The sequence below is a fragment of the Hypericibacter terrae genome (assembly GCF_008728855.1).
GTDB lineage: Bacteria > Pseudomonadota > Alphaproteobacteria > Dongiales > Dongiaceae > Hypericibacter > Hypericibacter terrae.
Window position 1 is genome coordinate 402,491 of record NZ_CP042906.1, and the last position, 19,139, is coordinate 421,629.

Annotated in this window: 15 protein-coding genes; 8 read left to right on the top strand and 7 right to left on the bottom strand. The window is 67.5% G+C overall.

Annotation, left to right across the window (positions count from 1 at the left end):
- Nucleotides 1-81: 81 nt before the first annotated feature.
- From FRZ44_RS01885 to FRZ44_RS01915, 7 genes are all read left to right on the top strand, one after another.
- A complete protein-coding gene (locus FRZ44_RS01885; protein ID WP_151175579.1) occupies nt 82-2,844 on the top strand; it encodes a LuxR C-terminal-related transcriptional regulator in 2,763 nt (920 codons plus the stop codon).
- A 156-nt stretch (nt 2,845-3,000) separates the two neighbouring features.
- Nucleotides 3,001-4,101, top strand: coding sequence for a class II histone deacetylase (locus FRZ44_RS01890; RefSeq protein WP_151175580.1), 1,101 nt, complete (start codon nt 3,001-3,003; stop codon nt 4,099-4,101).
- 82 nt (nt 4,102-4,183) lie between these two features.
- Nucleotides 4,184-5,530, top strand: a complete 1,347-nt coding sequence (locus FRZ44_RS01895) for an ABC transporter substrate-binding protein (protein WP_151175581.1) — start codon at nt 4,184-4,186, stop codon at nt 5,528-5,530.
- A 114-nt stretch (nt 5,531-5,644) separates the two neighbouring features.
- Entirely contained in the window at nt 5,645-6,445 is an 801-nt protein-coding gene (locus tag FRZ44_RS01900) for an ABC transporter ATP-binding protein (protein WP_151175582.1), read from the top strand.
- Between the two features lie 3 nt (nt 6,446-6,448).
- Nucleotides 6,449-7,165 (top strand): ABC transporter ATP-binding protein, encoded by a 717-nt coding sequence (locus tag FRZ44_RS01905; protein ID WP_151175583.1) that lies wholly within the window; start codon nt 6,449-6,451, stop codon nt 7,163-7,165.
- 8 nt (nt 7,166-7,173) lie between these two features.
- A complete protein-coding gene (locus FRZ44_RS01910) occupies nt 7,174-8,052 on the top strand; it encodes a branched-chain amino acid ABC transporter permease (protein WP_151175584.1) in 879 nt (292 codons plus the stop codon).
- Nucleotides 8,049-9,056: a branched-chain amino acid ABC transporter permease gene (locus FRZ44_RS01915; protein ID WP_151175585.1), complete on the top strand. Its 1,008-nt coding sequence runs from the start codon at nt 8,049-8,051 to the stop codon at nt 9,054-9,056. Before FRZ44_RS01910 ends, FRZ44_RS01915 begins: the two co-directional genes overlap by 4 nt.
- 33 nt (nt 9,057-9,089) lie before the next feature.
- Here FRZ44_RS01915 and FRZ44_RS01920 read toward each other — a convergent pair whose 3' ends face one another.
- From FRZ44_RS01920 to FRZ44_RS01930, 3 genes are read right to left on the bottom strand one after another with little or no spacing between them, the layout of a single operon-like run.
- Nucleotides 9,090-10,220, bottom strand: coding sequence for an ABC transporter permease (locus tag FRZ44_RS01920; RefSeq protein WP_151175586.1), 1,131 nt, complete (start codon nt 10,218-10,220; stop codon nt 9,090-9,092).
- Nucleotides 10,220-12,964, bottom strand: a complete 2,745-nt coding sequence (gene rbbA, locus FRZ44_RS01925) for a ribosome-associated ATPase/putative transporter RbbA (protein WP_151175587.1) — start codon at nt 12,962-12,964, stop codon at nt 10,220-10,222. Before rbbA ends, FRZ44_RS01920 begins: the two co-directional genes overlap by 1 nt.
- A 7-nt stretch (nt 12,965-12,971) precedes the next feature.
- A complete protein-coding gene (locus FRZ44_RS01930; RefSeq protein ID WP_151175588.1) occupies nt 12,972-13,955 on the bottom strand; it encodes an HlyD family secretion protein in 984 nt (327 codons plus the stop codon).
- 314 nt (nt 13,956-14,269) lie between these two features.
- On the opposite strand from FRZ44_RS01930, the gene FRZ44_RS27595 reads away from it, so the two are divergent.
- Nucleotides 14,270-14,401 (top strand): hypothetical protein, encoded by a 132-nt coding sequence (locus FRZ44_RS27595; protein WP_407658107.1) that lies wholly within the window; start codon nt 14,270-14,272, stop codon nt 14,399-14,401.
- Here the strand turns inward: FRZ44_RS27595 and FRZ44_RS26945 are convergent.
- The 4 genes from FRZ44_RS26945 to FRZ44_RS01960 all read right to left on the bottom strand — a co-directional run bounded on the left by FRZ44_RS26945 (nt 14,370) and on the right by FRZ44_RS01960 (nt 19,133).
- A complete protein-coding gene (locus FRZ44_RS26945) occupies nt 14,370-14,846 on the bottom strand; it encodes a hypothetical protein (RefSeq protein WP_191908369.1) in 477 nt (158 codons plus the stop codon). The two genes, FRZ44_RS27595 and FRZ44_RS26945, sit on opposite strands and share 32 nt — an antisense overlap.
- Nucleotides 14,847-14,973: 127 nt before the next feature.
- Nucleotides 14,974-15,663 (bottom strand): response regulator, encoded by a 690-nt coding sequence (locus FRZ44_RS01950; protein WP_151175591.1) that lies wholly within the window; start codon nt 15,661-15,663, stop codon nt 14,974-14,976.
- Nucleotides 15,660-18,371, bottom strand: a complete 2,712-nt coding sequence (locus tag FRZ44_RS01955) for a sensor histidine kinase (protein WP_151175592.1) — start codon at nt 18,369-18,371, stop codon at nt 15,660-15,662. The genes FRZ44_RS01950 and FRZ44_RS01955 overlap by 4 nt, the downstream gene beginning before the upstream one ends.
- 165 nt (nt 18,372-18,536) lie before the next feature.
- The gene (locus FRZ44_RS01960) at nt 18,537-19,133 is read right to left on the bottom strand and encodes a K(+)-transporting ATPase subunit C (protein ID WP_151175593.1); all 597 of its coding nucleotides are present in this window, start codon (nt 19,131-19,133) and stop codon (nt 18,537-18,539) included.
- Nucleotides 19,134-19,139: the final 6 nt, after the last annotated feature.

Below are 19,139 nucleotides of genomic sequence, written 5' to 3' on the forward strand. Positions count from 1 at the left end.
GGCCGGTACCAGCTCCAAGCCGCCCTGGTAGAGGCGGCCGGAAACATTGCGAGGGAGGGCGCGGCCTCGGGGCTGCAAGCCATGTGGCAATCCGATCTCAATCTGATCGGCACGAAATACCGTCTGCCGCCCTTGAACGCTGCGGCCGTCGACCGGCGACGGCTGCATGCGCTGCTGGCGCGCGCCGAGGGCAGCCGCCTCACGACCATCGCGGCTCCGGCCGGCTTCGGCAAGACCACGCTCCTGCTGCAGTGGGCCCGGCGCCTGGAGACGGAGGCGGTTCCCGTCGCCTGGCTCTCGCTCGACGAGGATGACGACGAGGTCGGCCGCTTCCTCTGCTACCTGATCGCCGCGATCCAGGCGGCCCAGCCGCGCCTCGGCAAGGGCGCGGTGTCGCTGCTGCGCTCGAGCCCGAATCTCCCGGTGGCGCCGGCGCTGGCGAGCCTGGTCAACGATCTGTCGCGCATCGAGGGCCGGTTCACCGTCATGCTCGACGATGTCCATTGGCTGACCCAGCCGGCCCTGCTGCAGGCCCTCGAGAGCCTCCTGACCTATGCCCCGGCCTCGGTGCATTTCGTCCTCGCCGGCCGCGGCACCCTGCCGCTGGCGGCCGCGCGGCTCAAGGTGCGCGGACAGGTGACCGAGCTCCATGAAGCCGATCTGCGCTTCGATCTCGACGAGACGCAGGAGTTCCTCAACACGCAGCGCGCGCTCGCCCTGTCCTCCGCCGATCTCGTGGTGTTGCAGCACCGCACCGAAGGCTGGGCCGCGGGCCTGCAACTGGCTTCGCTGTCGCTGGAACGCCGGGTCGAGCGCAGCGCCTTCATCGACAGCTTCTCCGGCACCGACCGCGACATCGCGGACTTTCTCGCCAGCGACGTCTTCACCCGCCAGCCCCGCGCGCTGCAGGATTTCATGCTGCGCACGGCGTTCCTCAAACGCATGAATGCGGACCTCGCGGGCGCGCTCGCCGATCTGACGTCGTCCGAGGCGGCCGACATGCTCAAGCGCATCGAGCGCGCGGGGCTTTTCCTGGTGCCGCTCGACAGCGAGGAGCGCTGGTTCCGATATCATCATCTCTTCAGCGATTTCCTGCGCCACCAGATGGTGCGCCGGCAGCCCGAGGCGATCCCGGAACTCCATCTCAAGGCCGCCGCCTGGCTCGAAGCCGCGGGCGAAACCGCCGATTCCATCCATCACCTGCTGGCAGCCGACGCCGGCGAGGCGGCGGCCGACAAGGTCGAGGCCTGCGCCATGGATCTGATCCGTCAGAGCCACATGCTGCGCCTCAGCGACTGGCTGCGCCGCCTGCCCGAAGCCCTGGTGCAGCGCCGTCCGCGTCTGTTGCTGAGCCTGGTCTGGCTGCAGTTCCAGTTCAACCGGCCGATCGAGGCGGCGCGGGCCCTGCGCCTGGCGCGCCGCGCCATCGCCCATTCCGCGGCCGACGAAGCGCAGCGCCTGCAATGGCAGAGCGAGCTGCGGGTGCTGATGTGCGGCGTGGTCAGCGCCAGCGACCGTTCCGCCCGCGCCCGCGCTCTGGCGCGGCGCTGGATTCCGGATCTGCCGGAAGACCAGCCCTTCCTGAGCGGGGCGCTCAAGAACATCCTGGCCTATTGCGAATATTCGCTGGGCAATCTCGCCGCCGCGCGCGAGGCCGCTCATGCGGGGCGCCGCAGCCATGTCCGCTCGCAATCGCTCCTCGGTCTCGTCTACGCCGATCTCATCCTGGGATTGACCGAGAAGGCGGCGGGCGACCTCAAGGAGGCGGGTGGCCTTTTCACACGCGCCAGAAGCATCGCCGACGAATCGCTCGGCGCCGGCTCCTATGCCGCGGCCCTGGTGGGCGTGTTCCAGGGCGAGCTGCATTACGAATGGAACAATCTCGAGGTCGCCGCGCGCTCGCTCGACGAATATCGCGACATCGTCGAGGAAAGCGCGCTGATGGCGCACGAGACCGTGGCCGCCGTGCTGGGCGCCCGGCTCGAGGCGGCGCAGGGCCGCATCGATGCCGCGCTGGCCAGTCTCGACCGCGTCGAGCGCCGTCACGGCACGCGGGTGCGCCATACGCGGCTGGGTGCCGGTCTGCTCCATGAACGGGTGCGGCTGCTGCTGAGCCGCGACGACCGCATGGGGGCGAGGCTCGCGATCCAGAATTTCGGGATCGATGCCGATAGCGGCCAGTTCTCGCGCCCGGTGGCGCCGGTGCCCTCCTCGGATCTGGAGCGGCTGGCGCTGGCGCGGCTCTGGATCGCCGAAGGCCGGTCGGGCGCGGCCGTCGCGGCGCTGGATTCGCTGGCGGCACGCCTGGTTCAGCAAGGGCGGGGCCGGCGCCTGCTCCAGGTGCGTCTGCTCTCGGCGATCGCGGGCCTCAAGGCCGGCAGCAACGATGCCGCCGAGCGCGCGCTGCTGGCGTCGATCGTCGAGGCCCGCCGGCAGAATCTGCTGCGCAGCTTCCTCGACGAAGGCGCGCCCGCGGCCGAGGTGATCGAGCGGCTGCGGCGACGCTGTGCCAGCCGGGCGGCGGCCGACCTGATCGGCAGCGAGCTTGAACCGGTGCGGCGCTATCTCGACCGGTTGGCCTCCGCCTTCGGCTCGCAGCGGTTGGGCCCGGCCCGGGCGCGGCCCGATCATCCCGCCCTCCATCTCAGCCAGCGTGAGCTCGAGGTGGTGAAGCTGCTCTGCAACGGCTTCAGCAACCATCAGCTTTCGCGCCATCTCGCCATCTCGCCGGACACGGTGAAATGGCATCTCAAGAACATCTTCGGGAAGCTCGGCGTCGACAACCGGTCCCAGGCCATCGTGGCCGCCGAGCGGCTCGGGTTGATCTCGATCCGCGAGCAGTAGTTTCTCAGCGCAGCGGCCCCACCCGTTCGGGTGGGGCCGAATTATCGGCTGCCCTACCTGTCCGGGGCGTTGCCGTGCGCGCTCGTGCGCCGCACAGTCGAGATCTGCGCGCGCCCCCGCGACGATCGACGGCCGAACAAGGAGACTGGGTAGACCATGACCACCGGATGGGTCTTTCACGAGCTTTATCTCTGGCACGACACCGGCACCTATGCCGGCGTGTTCCAGGCGGGATTGACCATCGAGCCCGGCGAGCATGCCGAGAATCCGGCGACCAAGCGCCGATTCCGCAACCTGCTCGAGGTTTCGGGGCTGCTGGGCCAATTGACGGCGATCAAGCCCGAGCCCTTGAGCGAAGCCGACATCGCGCTCTTCCACACGGGCGAGCATATCGAGCGGATCAAGGCCCTGAGCGCCGAGCGCGGCGGCGATGCCGGCGAGCTCACGCCCTTCGGCCAGGGCAGCTTCGAGATCGCGCTGCTGGCCGCCGGCGGGACCTATGCGGCGATCGACGCGGTGCTGAAAGGCAAGGTGCGCAACGCCTATGCGCTGGTGCGCCCGCCGGGCCACCATGCCGAGCGCGACAAGGGTCGCGGCTTCTGCATCTTCGGCAATGTCGCCGTCGCCATCATGAAGGCGCGCAAGACTCATAAGCTAGGCCGCGTCGCCACGGTCGATTGGGACGTGCATCACGGCAACGGCACCCAGCAGGCCTTCTATGCGGACCCGACGACCCTCACCATCTCGATCCATCAGGATCGTCTCTTCCCGGTCGATAGCGGCCTGGTCGAGGAGAACGGCGAAGGGGCGGGCGAGGGCTACAATCTCAACATCCCGATGCCGCCGGGCTCGGGCGTGGGCGCCTATATCGCGGCCTTCGAGCGGGTCGTGGTCCCGGCGCTCAGGCGCTTCAAGCCCGAGCTCATCGTCGTCCCCTCCGGCTTCGACGCCGGCGGCACCGATCCCCTGGGCCGCATGATGATCCATAGCGGCGGCTATCGCGAACTGACGCGCATGCTGATGGAGGTCGCGGACGAGGTCTGCGGCGGCCGTCTGGTGCTGTCGCATGAGGGCGGTTATTCGGCGACCAACGTGCCCTATTGCGGGCTCGCGGTCATGGAGCAGCTTTCCGGCTCGCGCACGGCGGTCGAGGATCCCTGGCTCAAGATCATGGAACGCTGGGGCTGGCAGGATCTGCAGCCGCATCAGGAGGGCGCCATCGACAAGGCCGCGCTGGCGCTGTCGCGGATCAAGTAGCGCCCTCTCATCGACCATCTGACCGCATCACGTCGCAGAAACCGCCGGGGCAACCGGCACCGTTAGGGAGGAATTGAAACCCATGACCAAGAAGACCGAGACCGAACAAGCCACCGACTCCGGCCCGGCCATCCCGTCACGCCGCAGTTTCTTCGGCAGGACCGCCGCCATCGCCGCGGGCTCGACCGCTCTCCTGGCGTCGATCAACAACGGCGCCAAGGCCGCGGGCGATCCGATCCCGGTCGGCCAGGCGGCGCCCCTGACGGATTTCGCCGCCGCCGACGGCGTCGAGTTCAAGAACGGGCTGACGCTCGCCTGCGAGGAGATCAATGCCGCCGGCGGCATCCTCGGCCGGCCGCTCGAGCCCTATTTCGAAGACACCAAGCAGATGGGCGACGCGACCAACGTCCAGGCCGTGCAGCGCCTGATCGACCGGCACTCGGTCCACGCCATTCTCAACGGCTACAACATCGGTTCGGGTGCCGCGATCCAGGATCCGGTCGCCGACGCCGGCATCATCTATATCCATTACGACACCACCATCGGTCACGCCAATCTGGTGAAATCCGATCCCAAGCGCTATTTCGGCTCGTTCGAAGGCGATCCTGCCGAATATTGGTACGGGCCAGGCTTCCTCAAATTCGTGCAGGGTCTCGAAGAGACCAAGCAGTACAAGCGCACCAACAACAAGATGGCGGTGATCCTGTCGGCGGGCGTCTATGCCGCCAACATCGCCAACGCCGTCAAGGAAACGGCGAAGGACTATGGCTGGGAGATCAGCCTGTTCGAGACGGTGAACGTGCCGATCTCGGAATGGGGCCCGGTGCTCGCCAAGATCCGCCAGGACCCGCCCTCGGTCATCTGCATCACCCACTTCCTGCCGGCCGACCTGGCGCAGTTCGCGGTGCAGTTCGCGCCCAACCCGACGCCGTCGCTGGTCTATATGCAGTACGGTCCGTCGGTGCCGGCCTTCCGCGAGATCGGCAAGGAAGCGACCAACGGTGTGCTCTTCGCCACGGTTGTCGGCTGTCTCCAGGACGAGATCGGCACCGCCTTCGAGACGCGCTACAAGGCGAAGTTCGGGCCCAATGCTGGCCACAACTCCGGCGCCCAGTCCTATGACGGCGCCATGGTCTGGGCGACGGCCGCAGCACTCGCTGGCGGCTCGGGCGAGCCGGGCAACGACGCGCAGAATCGCAAGGTCGCGGACCGGATGCGCGCGCTCATCTGGCGCGGCGTCTGCGGCGTGACCCGCTTCGATCCGGACGGGCAGTCGGCCTACACCTACCCGACGCAGACCAACGATCCGTCGCTCGGCATGCCGCACCAGTTCCTGCAGATTCAGGATTACACCAAGGGGCCGGTGCTGATCGCACCCGATCCCTACGGGACCGGCAAGTTCATGACGCCGCCCTGGATCAAATCCTAACGACCGAGGCCTGTAGCGCGGTACGGTTCCCTTCCCGCCCGGGGAGGGAGCCGGCCGCATTCTCGGTTGGACGAATCCCCGGACCTGTTGCAGGAGCGTCGGCAGCGTCATCCCATGGCAGCCTCTGAACAGACCCCCCTCCTGTCGGTTCGCAATGTCAGCAAGCAGTTCGGCGCGCTGACCGCCGTCAAGGATCTCTCCTTCGAGGTCAACGAGGGCGATGTGCTGGGCATCGGCGGGCCCAACGGCGCCGGCAAGACCACCCTGTTCGAGGTGATCTCGGGTCTCAATCCGGCGACCCGCGGCACCATCCTGTTCCGGGGCCAAGACATCACCCATTCGCCGCCGGAAGCGATCTGTCATGTGGGCGTCGCCCGCACCTTCCAGCTGAATGCCGGCTTCGATTCCTTGAGCGTGCGCGACAACGTCCGCGTCGCGGCCTATTTCGGCCAGGACAACCGGCGGGTCCCGGGCCTCGCCATCGGCAAGGAGGTCGAGGCCAAGGTCGATGCCGCGATTGCCGCCGTCGGGCTCAAGGGCCGCGAGCATCTGATCACCGGGCAGCTGCCGGTCCTGGATCGCAAGCTCCTGATGCTGGCGGGTGCGATCGCGACCTCGCCCAAGCTTCTCCTCATGGACGAGCCGGTGGGCGGGCTCAATCCCAAGGAGATCGACCAGATGATGGCGCTGGTCCGCAGCCTACGTGCGAGCGGCATCACCATCATCCTGATCGAGCATGTCATGCGCTTCCTGGTGCAGCTCTCGACCCGCGTGATGATCCTGCATCACGGCGAGCGCATCTATGAGGGCTCGCCCCAGGGCCTGGTGCGCGACCGCACCGTCATCGACGTCTATCTCGGCGAGGGCGCCTCCAAGCGGCTGGGCTCCCTGCTCGCGACGCCGGCGGGGGCCTGAGCCATGGCCGGCGCGCTCCTCAAGATCGACAATGTCTCGGCGGGCTATCACGGCCAGGATGTGCTGCGCGGCCTTTCGCTCACCGTCGAGGAGGGCAATCTGGTCGCCATCGTCGGCCCGAACGGCCATGGCAAAACGACGCTGCTGCGCGCGATCTCGGGCCTGCTGCGGCTGACCGGCGGCAGCATCCAGCTGGGCGAGCGCCGGATCGACCGGCTGCGTCCCGACCAGATCGTGGCCGCGGGCGTCGTGCATGTGCCGCAGGGCGACATGCTCTTCCCCGAGATGACGGTGCTCGAGAACCTGCAGATGGGCGCCTATCTGCCCTCGGCGTCGGCCGGAATGGCGCAGCGGCTGGAGGAGGTCTACACGCTCCTGCCCAAGCTGAAGGAGCGCCATCATCAGGTGGCGAGCACGCTCTCGGGCGGCGAGCGGCGCATGGTCGGCATCGGTCGCGGCCTCATGGCGGATGCGCGGCTGCTGCTGCTGGACGAGCCGTCGCTGGGACTGGCGCCGATCATCATCGACCAGATCTACGAGGTGATCTCGGCCTTGCGCGCCTCGGGCCGCACCATCCTCCTGGTCGAGGAGAGCGCTGCCCGCGTCGCCGACAAGGCCGACCGCATCCATCTCCTGGATCATGGCGAGTTCGTCTGGTCGGGGGCGGGGCCCGAACTGATGGCCCGGCCCGAAATCCTCGCGACCTATCTGGGAGGCTGAGCCCGCGCATGGACGTCGTCATCCAGATCATTGCCTCGGGCCTCACGCTGGGCGCCATGTATGCGGTCTCCACCGTGGGGCTGTCGCTGGTCTATGGCTCGCTCAACATGCTGAACATGGCCCATGGCGCGCTCCTGGCGCTGGGCGGCTATATCTGCTTCTACACGATGACGGCGCTGGGCCTGCCGGCTCTCGCCGGCGTGCTGGCGGCGATCGTCGTCTGCGGGCTGGTGGGGCTGCTGATCTATATCTGCACCGCGGCGCCGATGCTGGGCTCGGCGCAGTTCGAGACCGGTGTCTTCATCGCCACCATCGGCTTCGGCGCCATCGTCGAGAACGTCATCCTGCGCATGTTCGGGCCCCAGCCCCAGCCGCAATCGCTGCAGATCCCGGGCGACATCGTCATCGGCCATGTCCATATCCCGAACCAGAACGTCATGATCCTGACGGTCGCGCTGGTCCTGATGGTCGCAATGGCGCTGCTGCTCAAGCGCTCGCGCCTGGGCCGCGCTATCCGCGCCACCGCCCAGAACCGCGACGCGGCGCAGCTGATGGGCGTGCGGGTCGGCTGGATCTACGCCACGGTGCTGGGGCTGTCGGGCGGCCTCGCCGCCGTCTCCGGCATCATGGTGAGCTCGCTCTATTCGCTCCTGCCCAATATGGGCGGCGATCCCATGCTCAAGGCCTTCATCATCTGCATCGTGGCCGGGCTCGGCAACGTGACGGGCGCCGTCATCGCCGCGATCGCGCTCGGCCTGCTCGAGGCGACGCTGCAATATAATCTCGGCGTCCAGTACAGCTTCGCCCTGCTGCTCTTCCTCGTCATCATCGTGCTGATCTGGCGGCCCTACGGCCTGTTCGGCCGGAAGCAGGTGGTGCGCCTATGACGCCGCTGCGCCGCGACCTTCTCGTCACCGTCATCCTGGTCGTCCTGGCGGCGACCGTCCCCTATCTGACCTCGACGCGCTACATCGTCACCCAGACGACCTTGTTCTTCATCTGGGCGATCGTGGTGACGCAATGGAACCTGGTGCTGGGCGTGGCCGGCATCTTCTCGCTGGCGCAGATGGCGCTGTTCGCGGCCGGCGCCTATACGACGGCGATGCTGGGCTACTATTGGGGGGTGCCGATCGCGCTCGCGATGCTGGCGGCCGCCATCATCGTCGTCATCCTCAGCGTGATCATCGGCCTTGCCTGCCTGAGGCTGCGCGGCCCCTATGTCGCGCTGCTGACGCTCGCCATCGCGCAGATGCTCTATCTGCTGATCGTCAACGACACGGATTGCTTCACCAATCCGCCCTCGGGCTGCATGCCGCTGTTCGGCGGGGTTCGCGGCATCTCGCGCTTCGGCGATCTGGGATTCCGCGCGCTGCTCGGCTCGAAATGGTACATCGCCCACTATTATCTGGGGCTGGTGCTGCTGGCGCTGGCGATCATCGTCTCGATCGTGATCATCCGCGGACCGCTCGGCCTCGCCTTCCAGGCGCTGCGCGACAATCCGGGCTATGCGATGTCGCGCGGCATCAGCAGGTTCAAGTATCAGCTCTGGGTGTTCGCGGTGTCGGCCTTCTTCACCGGGCTCGCCGGCGGCTTCTATGCGGCCCAGTTCGCCGTGGTCGGCCCCACCGTCTTCTCGCTCTCCCAGCTCCTGCTGCTGCTGTCGATGATGGTGGTGGGCGGGCTGGGCCGGATCTGGGGCCCGGTGCTCGGCGCTCTGCTGCTGATGCTGGCCGACGAAGGGGTGCGCGAGCTGGGCGACTGGCGCGACATCGGGTTGGGCCTGATCCTCATCCTCTTCGTCGTGCCGTTCCGGCGCGGCCTCACCGGGGCGTTCGAGGATCTCTGGCGCCGTCTGCGGCCGGGCAAGTCTCTGACGGCCGCCGGATCCTGACCGGTCGCGGCCGCCGGATCCCGGGCTCGCCCTTCAGCCCTGGAGGGCGGCGATGCTGCGCCGGAATCGGAGGCCCGCCAGGATCAGCAGAACGATGCCGGAAGCGGCAGCGGCGGCGAAATCCGGCCAGACCGAGTCGATCCCGGCGCCGCGATAGAGAATCGCCTGGGAGAACCGGACGAAATGCGTCGAGGGCACGAGCTGCATGATCCGCTGCAGCGCCTCCGGCTGGCTCTCGATCGGCGTCTGTCCGCCCGACAGCAGGTTCATCGGCAGGATCACCAGGATGAACAGGAGCCCGAACTGCGGCATGGACCGCGCCAGGGTCGCGAGGAAGATCCCGATCGAGGTCGAGGAGAAGAGATAGAGGGCCACGCCCGCCAGATAGAGCGGGATCGAGCCGGCGATGGGGACCGCGAGCAGGCGTTCCACCACCAGCCACAGGGACGCCGCCGTCGCCACCACGATCACGAGCCCATTGGCCCAGATCTTGGCCATCATGATCTCGAACGAGGTCAGCGGCATCACCAGGAGATGCTCGATCGTGCCATGCTCGCGCTCCCGGATCAGGGCCGCCCCCGTCAGCACGACGGACAGCATGGTGATGCTGTTGATCAGCTGCATGACGCTGGTGAACCAGGCGCTCTCGAGGTTCGGATTGAAGGCGATGCGGGTGTGGATCTCGACCGGCTCGGATACGGCGTCGCCTTCCTGGCTCAGAAAATTGTCGGTTTCCTGGGCGACGATGTTGGCGAAGTAGGTCGCGCCGATGCCGGCCTGCATCATGGCGGTGGCGTCGATGTCGAGTTGCAGCGCCGGATGGCGGCCGGCCAGGAGGTCGGACTCGAAATCGGCGGGAATCACCAGGACGAAGGTATAGCGGTCGCTGTCCATCCCGGCATCGATCTCGTCGAACCTGATCAGCGCCGGCGGCTTGAACTGCGGCGGCAGCATCGCGTCGCGGAAACGCATGGAAAGCTGGGAGCGGTCCTGATCCACGATCGCGACGGACGCGTTTCGGAGCTCGTGCGAGATGCCGTGCGCCGCCGTATAGACCGAAAAGGAGAAGGCCCAGACGATGAGGACGACCATGACCCGGTCGTGGCGCAGGCTGTAGAGCTCCTTGATGCCGAGCCGGTAGATGTTGAGGAGCGAGGCCAGCATCACCGCTCCTGCTTGGGCAACAGGATGGCGCTCAGGGCGAGCAGGACCGGGAAGAAGAGCGCCAGCATCAGGGTCTGGCTCGTAAGATCGCGAAAGGACAGGGCCTTGGTGAAGACGCCGACGCTGATCTGGAGGAAGTAGGTCGTGGGAAAGATCCGGCCGATGAAGGCGGCGCTGCCTTCCAGCGAGGAAACCGGCTGCATCAGCCCGGAGAACTGGGTGGCGGGCAACAGGGTCGCGATCGCCGTCGCGAACAGCGCGGCGATCTGGCTGCGCGTGAATGCCGAGATCAGAAGACCCAACGCGGTCGCGGCCAGGAGATAGAGAAGGGCGCCGAGCGCCAACGTCGCGAAGCTGCCCTTGATCGGCACCCCGAACACCACGAGGGCCATGACCGTCATGAGTGCGAAGTTCGCCATGCCCAGGATCACATAGGGGATCTGCTTGCCGACCAGGAACTCCAGCCGCGTCACCGGGGTGACATAGAGGTTGGTGATCGAGCCCAGCTCCTTCTCCCGCACGATCCCCAGCGCCATGAGGATGGCCGGGATGAAGAGGAGCATCAGGGCGATGATGCCGGGCACCATCGCATAGACGCTTCGGAAGTCCTGGTTGTAGCGGAAGCGAGGCTCGAGATCGTAGGGGGTGACCGACGGCGTCTCGCCGGTCTTCTTGCGCACCAGGTCTTGCAGATATTCGAGATGCAGGCCTTCGATATAGCCGCGGATCGTCTCGGCGCGGAACGGCATGGCGCCGTCGATCCAGACGGCGACATTGGCGCCTTCGCCCCGCAGGATGTCCCTGCCGAAGTCCGGCGCGATCTCGACCGCGAGCGCGATCTCCCCGTCCTTCAGCCGGCGGTTCAGATCGGCGTCGTCCTGCAGCGGTGGCCGCTGCGAGAAGTAGCGCGAGCCGGCATAGCTCTCGAGATAGGTCCGGCTTTCCGGCGTCCGGTCCCGGTCGAGCGTCGCATAGGAGAGATTCTCGACGTCGAAGGTGATGCCGTAGCCGAACACCAGCATCAGCAGCGCCGTGCCGAAGAGTGCCACGGCCAGCCGGACCGGATCGCGCAGGATCTCGAGCGTCTCGCGCAGTGCATAGGCGAACAGCCGGCGCGGCGTGAAGTAGGACAGACGCCGGCGCGGGGCCGCGATCGCCCCCGGGGCCGGCGGCGGCTCCGGCGCGGGCGCCCCGGCGGCCGGCCCCGCCTTCGTGGCCAGCTCGAGATAATGGATGAAGGCGCCTTCCAGATCGCCGGCGCCGGCCGCCGCGGTGAGGGCGGCGGGGGTGTCGGTCTCGAGCACGCGGCCCGCATGCATCAGCGAGATCCGGTCGCAGCGCGCCGCCTCGTTCATGAAATGGGTCGAGATGAAGATCGTGACGCCGCGGTCGCGCGCGAGGCCGATCAGGAGCTCCCAAAACTTGTCGCGGGCGATGGGATCGACGCCGGAGGTGGGTTCGTCGAGAATGAGCAGCTCCGGTTCGTGGATCACCGCCACGGCCAGGGAGAGGCGCTGCCGCACGCCCAGCGGCAACTGCTCGGCCAGTTCGTCGGCATAGTCCTTCAGGCCGAACTCGTCGAGCAGGCGCGTGATCGACTGCGCCATCTTCTCCCGTGGCACCTGGAACAGCCGGGCATGCAGTTCCAGATTCTGCCGGACCGTCAGCTCGGCATAGAGCGAGAAGGACTGCGACATGTAGCCGACGCGCCGGCGGGTGGCGAGATCGTTCGGCCGTGGCACCTCGCCGAACAGGCGGGCGGTGCCCGAGCTGGGCGGCAGCAGGCCGGTCAGCATCTTCATCGTCGTGGTCTTGCCGCAGCCGTTCGAGCCGAGAAAGCCGAAGATCTCGCCGCGCTCGATGCGGAAGCTGACATTGTCGACCGCGGTGAAGTCGCCGAAGCGCCGGGTCAGGTGCTCGGCGAGGATCGCCGGCTCGCCGTCCTGCCGCTCCCGTGGGCGAAGCACGACCGCATGATGACCATGCCGGACCGCTTCCGGCAGCAGCGCGACGAAGGCCGCCTCGAGCGAGGCCGTGCCCGTCCGCTCCTTGATCTCCGCCGGCGTCCCCTCGGCCAGCAGCCGGCCTTCATTCATCGCGAGCAGATGGTCGAAGCGCTCCGCTTCGTCCATATAGGCCGTGGCGATCAGCACCGTGATGCCGGGCCTGGATTGCCGGATCGAGGCGATCAGCTCCCAGAATTGGCGGCGCGAGAGCGGGTCGACGCCGGTTGTCGGCTCGTCCAGGATCAGGAGATCGGGATCGTGGATCAGCGCGCAGCAGAGCCCGAGCTTCTGCTTCATGCCGCCCGAGAGCTTGCCGGCCGGCCGGTCCGCGAACGCCGTCAGCCCGGTCGCTTCCAGAAGCTGCCCGATGCGGGCGTCGCGCTCGCTGCGGGCCTGATCGAACAAGCGACCGAAGAACTCGAGGTTCTCGCGGACGCTCAGATCCATGTTGAGATTGCGGCCGAGGCCCTGCGGCATATAGGCGATTCGCGGACAGACGCGCCTCCGGTGCCGGCTGTCGGCCATATCGCCGCCCAGCACCTCGATGCGGCCCTGCTGGTGCCGCCTCGCGCCGGCGATGAGACCGAGAAAGGTGGATTTCCCGACGCCGTCGGGGCCGATCACGGCGGTCATCCGTCCCGTGGGCAGCGCGACCGACAGGTCACGGAGCGCCCACACCCGGCCGTACCGGTGCGAAACCTTGTCCAGCCGGACAGCGTCGGACGGGGCGGCGGTCATGGCGGGGTCAATCCGGCAGCTTGACCTCGAGGCTGGGCGGCCAGGGCCGATCCGCTTCCAGCAGGACGAACGCCTCTCCCGGGAGCCCCGTCTTGACCTTCTCTTCATTGAGCTTCAGCAGCGCGGGATCGATCTGGACCTTGACGCGAAACATCAGCTTCTCCCGCTCATTCTTGGTTTCGACCTGCTTCGGCGTGAACTGGGCTTCCGCGGCAATGAAGGAAATACTGGCCGGGATCACATATTGAGGAACGGCATCGAGAACGATCCGCGCCGACGAGCCGATCCGCACCCGTCCGACCTGATCGGTCGGCAGAAAGATCGTCATATAGACATCGGTCAAGTCGAGCAGGGTCAGGACGCGGCCGCCGGCGGCGAGGACCTCGCCCGGCTCCGCCAGGCGATGCTGGATCCGGCCATTGATGGGCGCGCGCAGGACCGAATCGTCGAGCTGCGCCTGGATACGCCGCATTTCCGCCTTCGCGGAATCGACGGCCCGCTCGCTGGTGTCGCTTTGTGCCTTGGCGCCGTCAAGCGCCGCTCGCGCGGCATCGACAACGCTGCGCCGTTGATCGACGATTTCGCGCGAAATATTGCCGGATTTGGCCAACGAGACGGCGCGCTCATATTGCTGCTGGGCGAAGGCCCGTTCCGCCTCGCGTTGCGTGATCAGGGCCTTTGCTGAAATGACCGCGTTCTCGGCCTGGGCGGCGTCGGCGCCGGCCTTGTCGAAGCTGGCCTGCAGCTCGGAGATATCCATCTGCGCCAGAACCTGGCCGGCGGTCACGAGGTCGCCCTCCTGCACCAGGATCTGCTCGATACGGCCGCCATATTTTGCCGCCACCTGCACTTCCTGAGCCTCGATGCGGCCGTTGCCGCTGGCAACATAGTCGGGCAACTGCGATTGCCGCAGTTGCCACCAATGCCAGGCCCCGGCCGCGGCCAACGCCGTCAGCCCTATCAAGATGGCAGCCACAACCAGGCGCTTCATCGAAACCGCCGCGCAATTCGGAGGATGCCGCAAGTCATGGCCCGAGAGCCCTTACCGAGCGAGCGGCAGATCGCAAGGTTCAAGGCGAGGCGGAGTATAGCGAAATGGCTCCCGCATAGGGGTGCGGGGCTGTCGCAGGCGGTGTGCCGGAAGGTGACGGCGAATCCTCGTCGTTCCCGGAAGCGGGAAGCCGAGAATCCCACGTTAGCGCTTCCGGGTCGAAATAGCTGTTCTTTCAGGACGAGGCGGCGCCGACGCGGAGCACCGCTGGGCTCGCTTATGTCAAGCGTCTGGTCGAGATCAATGGCGGCCGGATCGCGATCGAGAGCAGGCCCGGCAACGGCACCACCGTGACCTGCCATCTCCCGCTGGCCGCTCGAGCCTGGAGACGCGCCGGTTCGTGGGGGCGGCGCCTCAGCAGCTCGGCCAGGCCAGCCACCCGATGAGATCCTTGCGGGTGGTGAAGACGGTCTCCGAACTCGTGGCGGTGCAGGCGCTGACCGGCCCGACATGGGCGGCGGGATAGAAATAGGGTCCCTTCATCACGGCCCCGTCGTCGGGCTCGTTGGTGCTGGGGGCGTCGCCGGATGCCGCCACGTCGCATTTATAGACGGCGCCGTCGGAGCCCACCGTATGGACCTCGACCATGCCGCCATCCTGGAGCGCCACGTCACCGACATAGGCGGGCTGGGAGGGATGGGCCGCCATGCAGGCCACCAGCCCTGGATAGACCGACGGCAGATGCGCGCTCCAATCGCCGGATTCCTCCATGCGGCTGGAGCTTTCGATCGAGGGAAGCTTCTCACCGCCACTGCTGGTCTGGGCGCACCCCCAGCCGGCCAAGGACGCGGCGAGGGCAAGAGCAGTGACGAAGATGCGGGCTCGCGACATACGATCCTCCTGTCGACGCTTGGCCATCGAGGGCGCAAGCGGCCATATCCCAACACACCGCCGGGGAGCTTAAACGGGAAGGGCGCGGGGGCCAACAGCAGGTGGCACCCAGGGAGCCGCCCTGCGCCTAGACCTGCAGCCGGTAGCCCACACCGGGCTCGGTGAGGATCAGCGCCGGGCGTTCGGGATCGGTCTCGATCTTCTGGCGGAGCTGGCGCACATAGACGCGCAGATACTGCACGTCCCCGCCATTCTCGTCCTTCCAGACCTCGCGCAGCAGATGGCGGTGGGTCAGCACCTTGCCGGCATGGACCACGAATTGCTGCAGCAGGTCGTATTCCTTGGGCGAGAGCTTTACCTCCTCGCCGCGCACGGTCACGATCCGGCGCACCAGATCGACGGTGAGGTCGCCGCTGCGGAAGGTCGGCCGGCCGCCCTGCTGCTGCAGCCGGTGGCGCAGCGCCGTGCGCAGCCGCGCCACCAGCTCCTCCATGCCGAAAGGCTTGGTCACGTAATCGTCGGCACCGAGATCGAGCGCTTCGACCTTGCTCTTCTCGTCGTCGCGGCTGGAGAGCACGACGATCGGCACCGGCGATTCCGCGCGGATCATGCGGATCAGCTCCAGCCCGTCGATGTCCGGCAATCCCAGATCCACGACCAGGACGTCGGGCTTCTCATGACGGAGCAGGTTCAAGCCCTCCTGGCCGTCCGCCGCCTCGATCACGCGATAGTCCTGCGCCGTCAGGGTCGTGCGCAGCAGCCGGCGGATCGGCGGCTCGTCATCGATCACCAGCACGGTGGCGCGGTCGCTGGTCATGGCAGCGCCACCGCACCTGCAGTCTCGGCGGCGGTCGTCAGGGGGAAGGTGATACGGAAGATGGCGCCCGAGCGGTCGGTACGATTCTCGGCGACGACTGTCCCGCCCATCGCCTCGACGAAGCCGCGACAGATGGCGAGCCCGAGCCCCGTCCCGGCGCGCTGCCGGTCGGCGGCCTTGACCCGGAAGAACTTGTCGAAGATGCGCTCCAGCGCATCCTCGGGAATGCCGGAGCCTTCGTCCATGATCTCGATCGTCACCTGGTTGTTCTCTTTTCGGGCGCGAATGCCGATCCGCGACTGGGGCGGGCCGTATTTCGCCGCATTGTCGAGCAGATTGACGAGGACCTGCTCCATCAGGACGAAATCGAGCTTCAGCAGCGGCAGATCGGGCTCGATGGCGACATCGACCTTGCGATTGCCGATCATCGGCGCGGCGCGGCGCAGGGCGGTTCCGACCAGGTCGCCGAGATCGATCGGCTCGCGCTTGAGCTCGAGCGCGCCGGTATCGAGCCGGGTCATGTCGAGCAGATTGGCGACGAAGCGGTTGAGCCGCTCGCCCTCCTCCTGGGCCGCGGCCAGCATCTCCTCGCGCGTCGCGTCGTCATAGAGCGCGCCATAGGTGCGCAGGCTGGAGATCGTGCCCATGATGGTCGCGAGCGGCGTGCGCAGGTCATGCGAGATCGAGGTCAGGAGGGCCGCCCGCAGCCGCTCGGTCTCCGAGAAGACGCGGGCCTCGTCGACGCTCTCGGCAAGCCTGACGCGCTCCATCGCGACCGCGATCTGATCGATCAGGGCGTCGAGCAGCCGGCGCTGCTCGGAGGTCAACAGGACGCCTTCCCGCGCGCGCGTGATCCCGACCACGCCCAGCTTGCCGCTGGCCGTCGTCATCGGCAGGAACAGCCGCTTGGCGCCGGGCAGCGTGTCGGAGCCGCGGCCGGCGGCGCGATTGTGATCCCAGGTCCATTGCGCGGCGGCGAGGTCGGAATCGTCCAGGCGGTCCTCCGGCGGGAAGCCGGCTCTCACCACGAGCCCTTCGGTCTTGGGCGTCAACAGCACGACCTCGACCTTCAGCATGGAGGCGATCTGATGCGCCGACGCCCACAGCAGATCGTCCATGCTGGCGATGCCGGCGAGCTTGCGGCTGAAGCCGTAGAGCTCGCTGATGGCGGCGGCGCGATGGCGCGCGGCCTCCGCCTGGATCCGGGCGCGGCCGGCGAGACCGCCGGTCATGAGGGCGGTAAGCGTGAAGAAGGTGAGCGCCACCACATTCTCGGGATCGGTGACGGTAAGGGTATAAAGCGGCGGGGTGAAGAAGAAATTATAGGCGAGCGAGCTGAGCAGCGCCGTCGCCACCGCCGGCATCAACCCATCGCGGGTGGCGCTGATCAGCACCGCCGCCAGATAGATCAGCGACAGGCTCTGGATATTGACCAGCTCCTGCACCATCTCGCCCAACGCTGTTGCTGCCGTCACCAGCAGCAAGGCCCGCGCATAGGACCAGACCCTCACCGGCTCGGACGGCCGGGCTGACGCGTCAGCAGTGGCGGTGGAGTCCTGGACTTCGCCCGGCACGATTTGAACCACGATACTGCCGGCCCTCGCGGACAGTTCGCGAACGACAGAGCCATGGAGCAGCTCGAACCAGCGCGAACGGCTCGACTTGGCGAGTACGATCTGGGTGATGTTGTTGTCGCGCGAATAGGCGAGCAGGGCGTCGGCCACCCGGGCGCCCGGCAAATAATGCGTGTCGGCGCCGAGCCGCTCGGCCAGCCGCAGGGTCTTGGCGATGCGGTCGCGATCGGCCTCGCTCAGCCGCTGATGGCGCGGTCCCTCGATATAGACGGCCTGCCAGGGTGCGCGCAGCCGGTCCGCGAGCCGCTTGCCATAGCGCACCGCGCCCTCGGCATTGGGCCGCTCATTGACGCAGACCAGGACGCGGTCGCCCGCGGCCCAGGGCCCCTGGATCGCATGGGCCCGCATGTAATCGAGCATCTGGTCGTCGACGCGCTCGGCCGTGCGGCGCAGCGCCAGCTCGCGCAGCGCGGTCAGGTTGCCCGGCTGGAAATAATGGCGGACGGCGCGCTCGGCCGCCTCGCGGACATAGACCTTGCCCTCCTTGAGCCGCTTGAGCAGCTCTTCGGGCGTGATGTCGATGATCTCGATCTCGTCGGCGCGGTCGATGACGCTGTCGGGCACGGTCTCGCGCACGCGGATGCGGGTGATGCGCGCGACCACATCGTTCAGGCTCTCGATATGCTGGATGTTGATCGTGGCATAGACGTCGATGCCGGCCGCGAGCAGATCCTCGACATCCTGGAAGCGTTTGAGATGGCGGCTGCCGGGGGCGTTGCTGTGCGCCAGCTCGTCGACCAGCGCCAGCTTCGGCCGGCGCTTCAGCAGCCCGTCGACATCCATCTCCTGCAGGGTCTTGCCCTTGTAGGCGACCGCGCGGCGCGGCAGCACCTCAAGCCCCTCGATCATGGCCTCGGTCTCGCGCCGGCCATGGGTCTCGACCACGCCGATCACCACATCGACGCCCTCGGCGCGCTTGCGCCGGGCCGCTTGCAGCATCTCGTAGGTCTTGCCGACGCCGGGCGCGGCACCCAGGAAGATCTTCAGCCGGCCGCGCGATTCGGCCTGCGCCGCGGCCAGAAGCGCGTCGGGCGAGGGGCGCCGGTCGGCATCGGGAGGATCGGAGGCGGCCATGGGGTCAGTTTAGCCGAGGCCAGCGGGCTTAAGCAGCAGTTCCGGAAGGTCTCGAAAGCAGCGGCCGAAGGTCGGCGGGCGGGGCGGGATGGCGCCCGTGCCCGGGACCTTCGGCCGTCACACGGCGCCGAGGCATCGGGGAAGGGATGGCCTCGCGCGCCGCCGTCATTTGCCTGCCGCGTCGAGCGCCAGGTTGAGCTTCAGAACGTTCACATGGGGCTCGCCGATCAGGCCCAGGAAACGGCCCTCGATATGGTCCTGGACCAGCTGGCGGACCTGATCCTCGCTCAAGCCTCGCGCCTTGGCGACGCGCGGGACCTGGAACAGGGCGGCGGCCGGGGTGATGTCCGGGTCGAAGCCGCTGGCCGAGGTCGTGACCAGGTCGACCGGCACCGGCACCGCGGGGTTCTCCGCCTGGAGGGCGGCGGTGTCGGCGGTGACGCGGTCGACCAGCGCCTTCGAGGTCGGCCCGAGCTGCGAGCCGGCTGAGTTGGCGGCGTTATAGGGCTGGGCGACACTGTTGCCCTGCGCGTCGGTTCCGGTGGTGACGGACGGCCGGCCGTGGAAATACTTCTCCGAAGTGAAGTTCTGCCCGATCAGCTCGGAGCCGATGATGACCCCGTCCTTGACGATGAGGCTGCCATTGGCCTGGTAGGGGAAGAGCGCCTGCGCCAGGCCCGTGATCCCCAGCGGATAGATGACGCCGGTGATCAGGGTCAGGAGCAGCAGGAGCAGGAGGGCGGGGCGGATTTCTTTCAGCATGATGGG

Excerpts from the sequence above, each read along its gene's own strand:
- FRZ44_RS01885 (WP_151175579.1), top strand. The coding sequence starts at position 82 with ATGTGGCAATCCGATCTCAATCTGATCGGCACGAAATACCGTCTGCCG.
- FRZ44_RS01890 (WP_151175580.1), top strand. The coding sequence starts at position 3,001 with ATGACCACCGGATGGGTCTTTCACGAGCTTTATCTCTGGCACGACACC.
- FRZ44_RS01895 (WP_151175581.1), top strand. The coding sequence starts at position 4,184 with ATGACCAAGAAGACCGAGACCGAACAAGCCACCGACTCCGGCCCGGCC.
- FRZ44_RS01900 (WP_151175582.1), top strand. The coding sequence starts at position 5,645 with ATGGCAGCCTCTGAACAGACCCCCCTCCTGTCGGTTCGCAATGTCAGC.
- FRZ44_RS01905 (WP_151175583.1), top strand. The coding sequence starts at position 6,449 with ATGGCCGGCGCGCTCCTCAAGATCGACAATGTCTCGGCGGGCTATCAC.
- FRZ44_RS01910 (WP_151175584.1), top strand. The coding sequence starts at position 7,174 with ATGGACGTCGTCATCCAGATCATTGCCTCGGGCCTCACGCTGGGCGCC.
- FRZ44_RS01915 (WP_151175585.1), top strand. The coding sequence starts at position 8,049 with ATGACGCCGCTGCGCCGCGACCTTCTCGTCACCGTCATCCTGGTCGTC.
- FRZ44_RS01920 (WP_151175586.1), bottom strand. The coding sequence starts at position 10,220 with ATGCTGGCCTCGCTCCTCAACATCTACCGGCTCGGCATCAAGGAGCTC.
- rbbA (WP_151175587.1), bottom strand. The coding sequence starts at position 12,964 with ATGACCGCCGCCCCGTCCGACGCTGTCCGGCTGGACAAGGTTTCGCAC.
- FRZ44_RS01930 (WP_151175588.1), bottom strand. The coding sequence starts at position 13,955 with ATGAAGCGCCTGGTTGTGGCTGCCATCTTGATAGGGCTGACGGCGTTG.
- FRZ44_RS26945 (WP_191908369.1), bottom strand. The coding sequence starts at position 14,846 with ATGTCGCGAGCCCGCATCTTCGTCACTGCTCTTGCCCTCGCCGCGTCC.
- FRZ44_RS01950 (WP_151175591.1), bottom strand. The coding sequence starts at position 15,663 with ATGACCAGCGACCGCGCCACCGTGCTGGTGATCGATGACGAGCCGCCG.
- FRZ44_RS01955 (WP_151175592.1), bottom strand. The coding sequence starts at position 18,371 with ATGGCCGCCTCCGATCCTCCCGATGCCGACCGGCGCCCCTCGCCCGAC.
- FRZ44_RS01960 (WP_151175593.1), bottom strand. The coding sequence starts at position 19,133 with ATGCTGAAAGAAATCCGCCCCGCCCTCCTGCTCCTGCTGCTCCTGACC.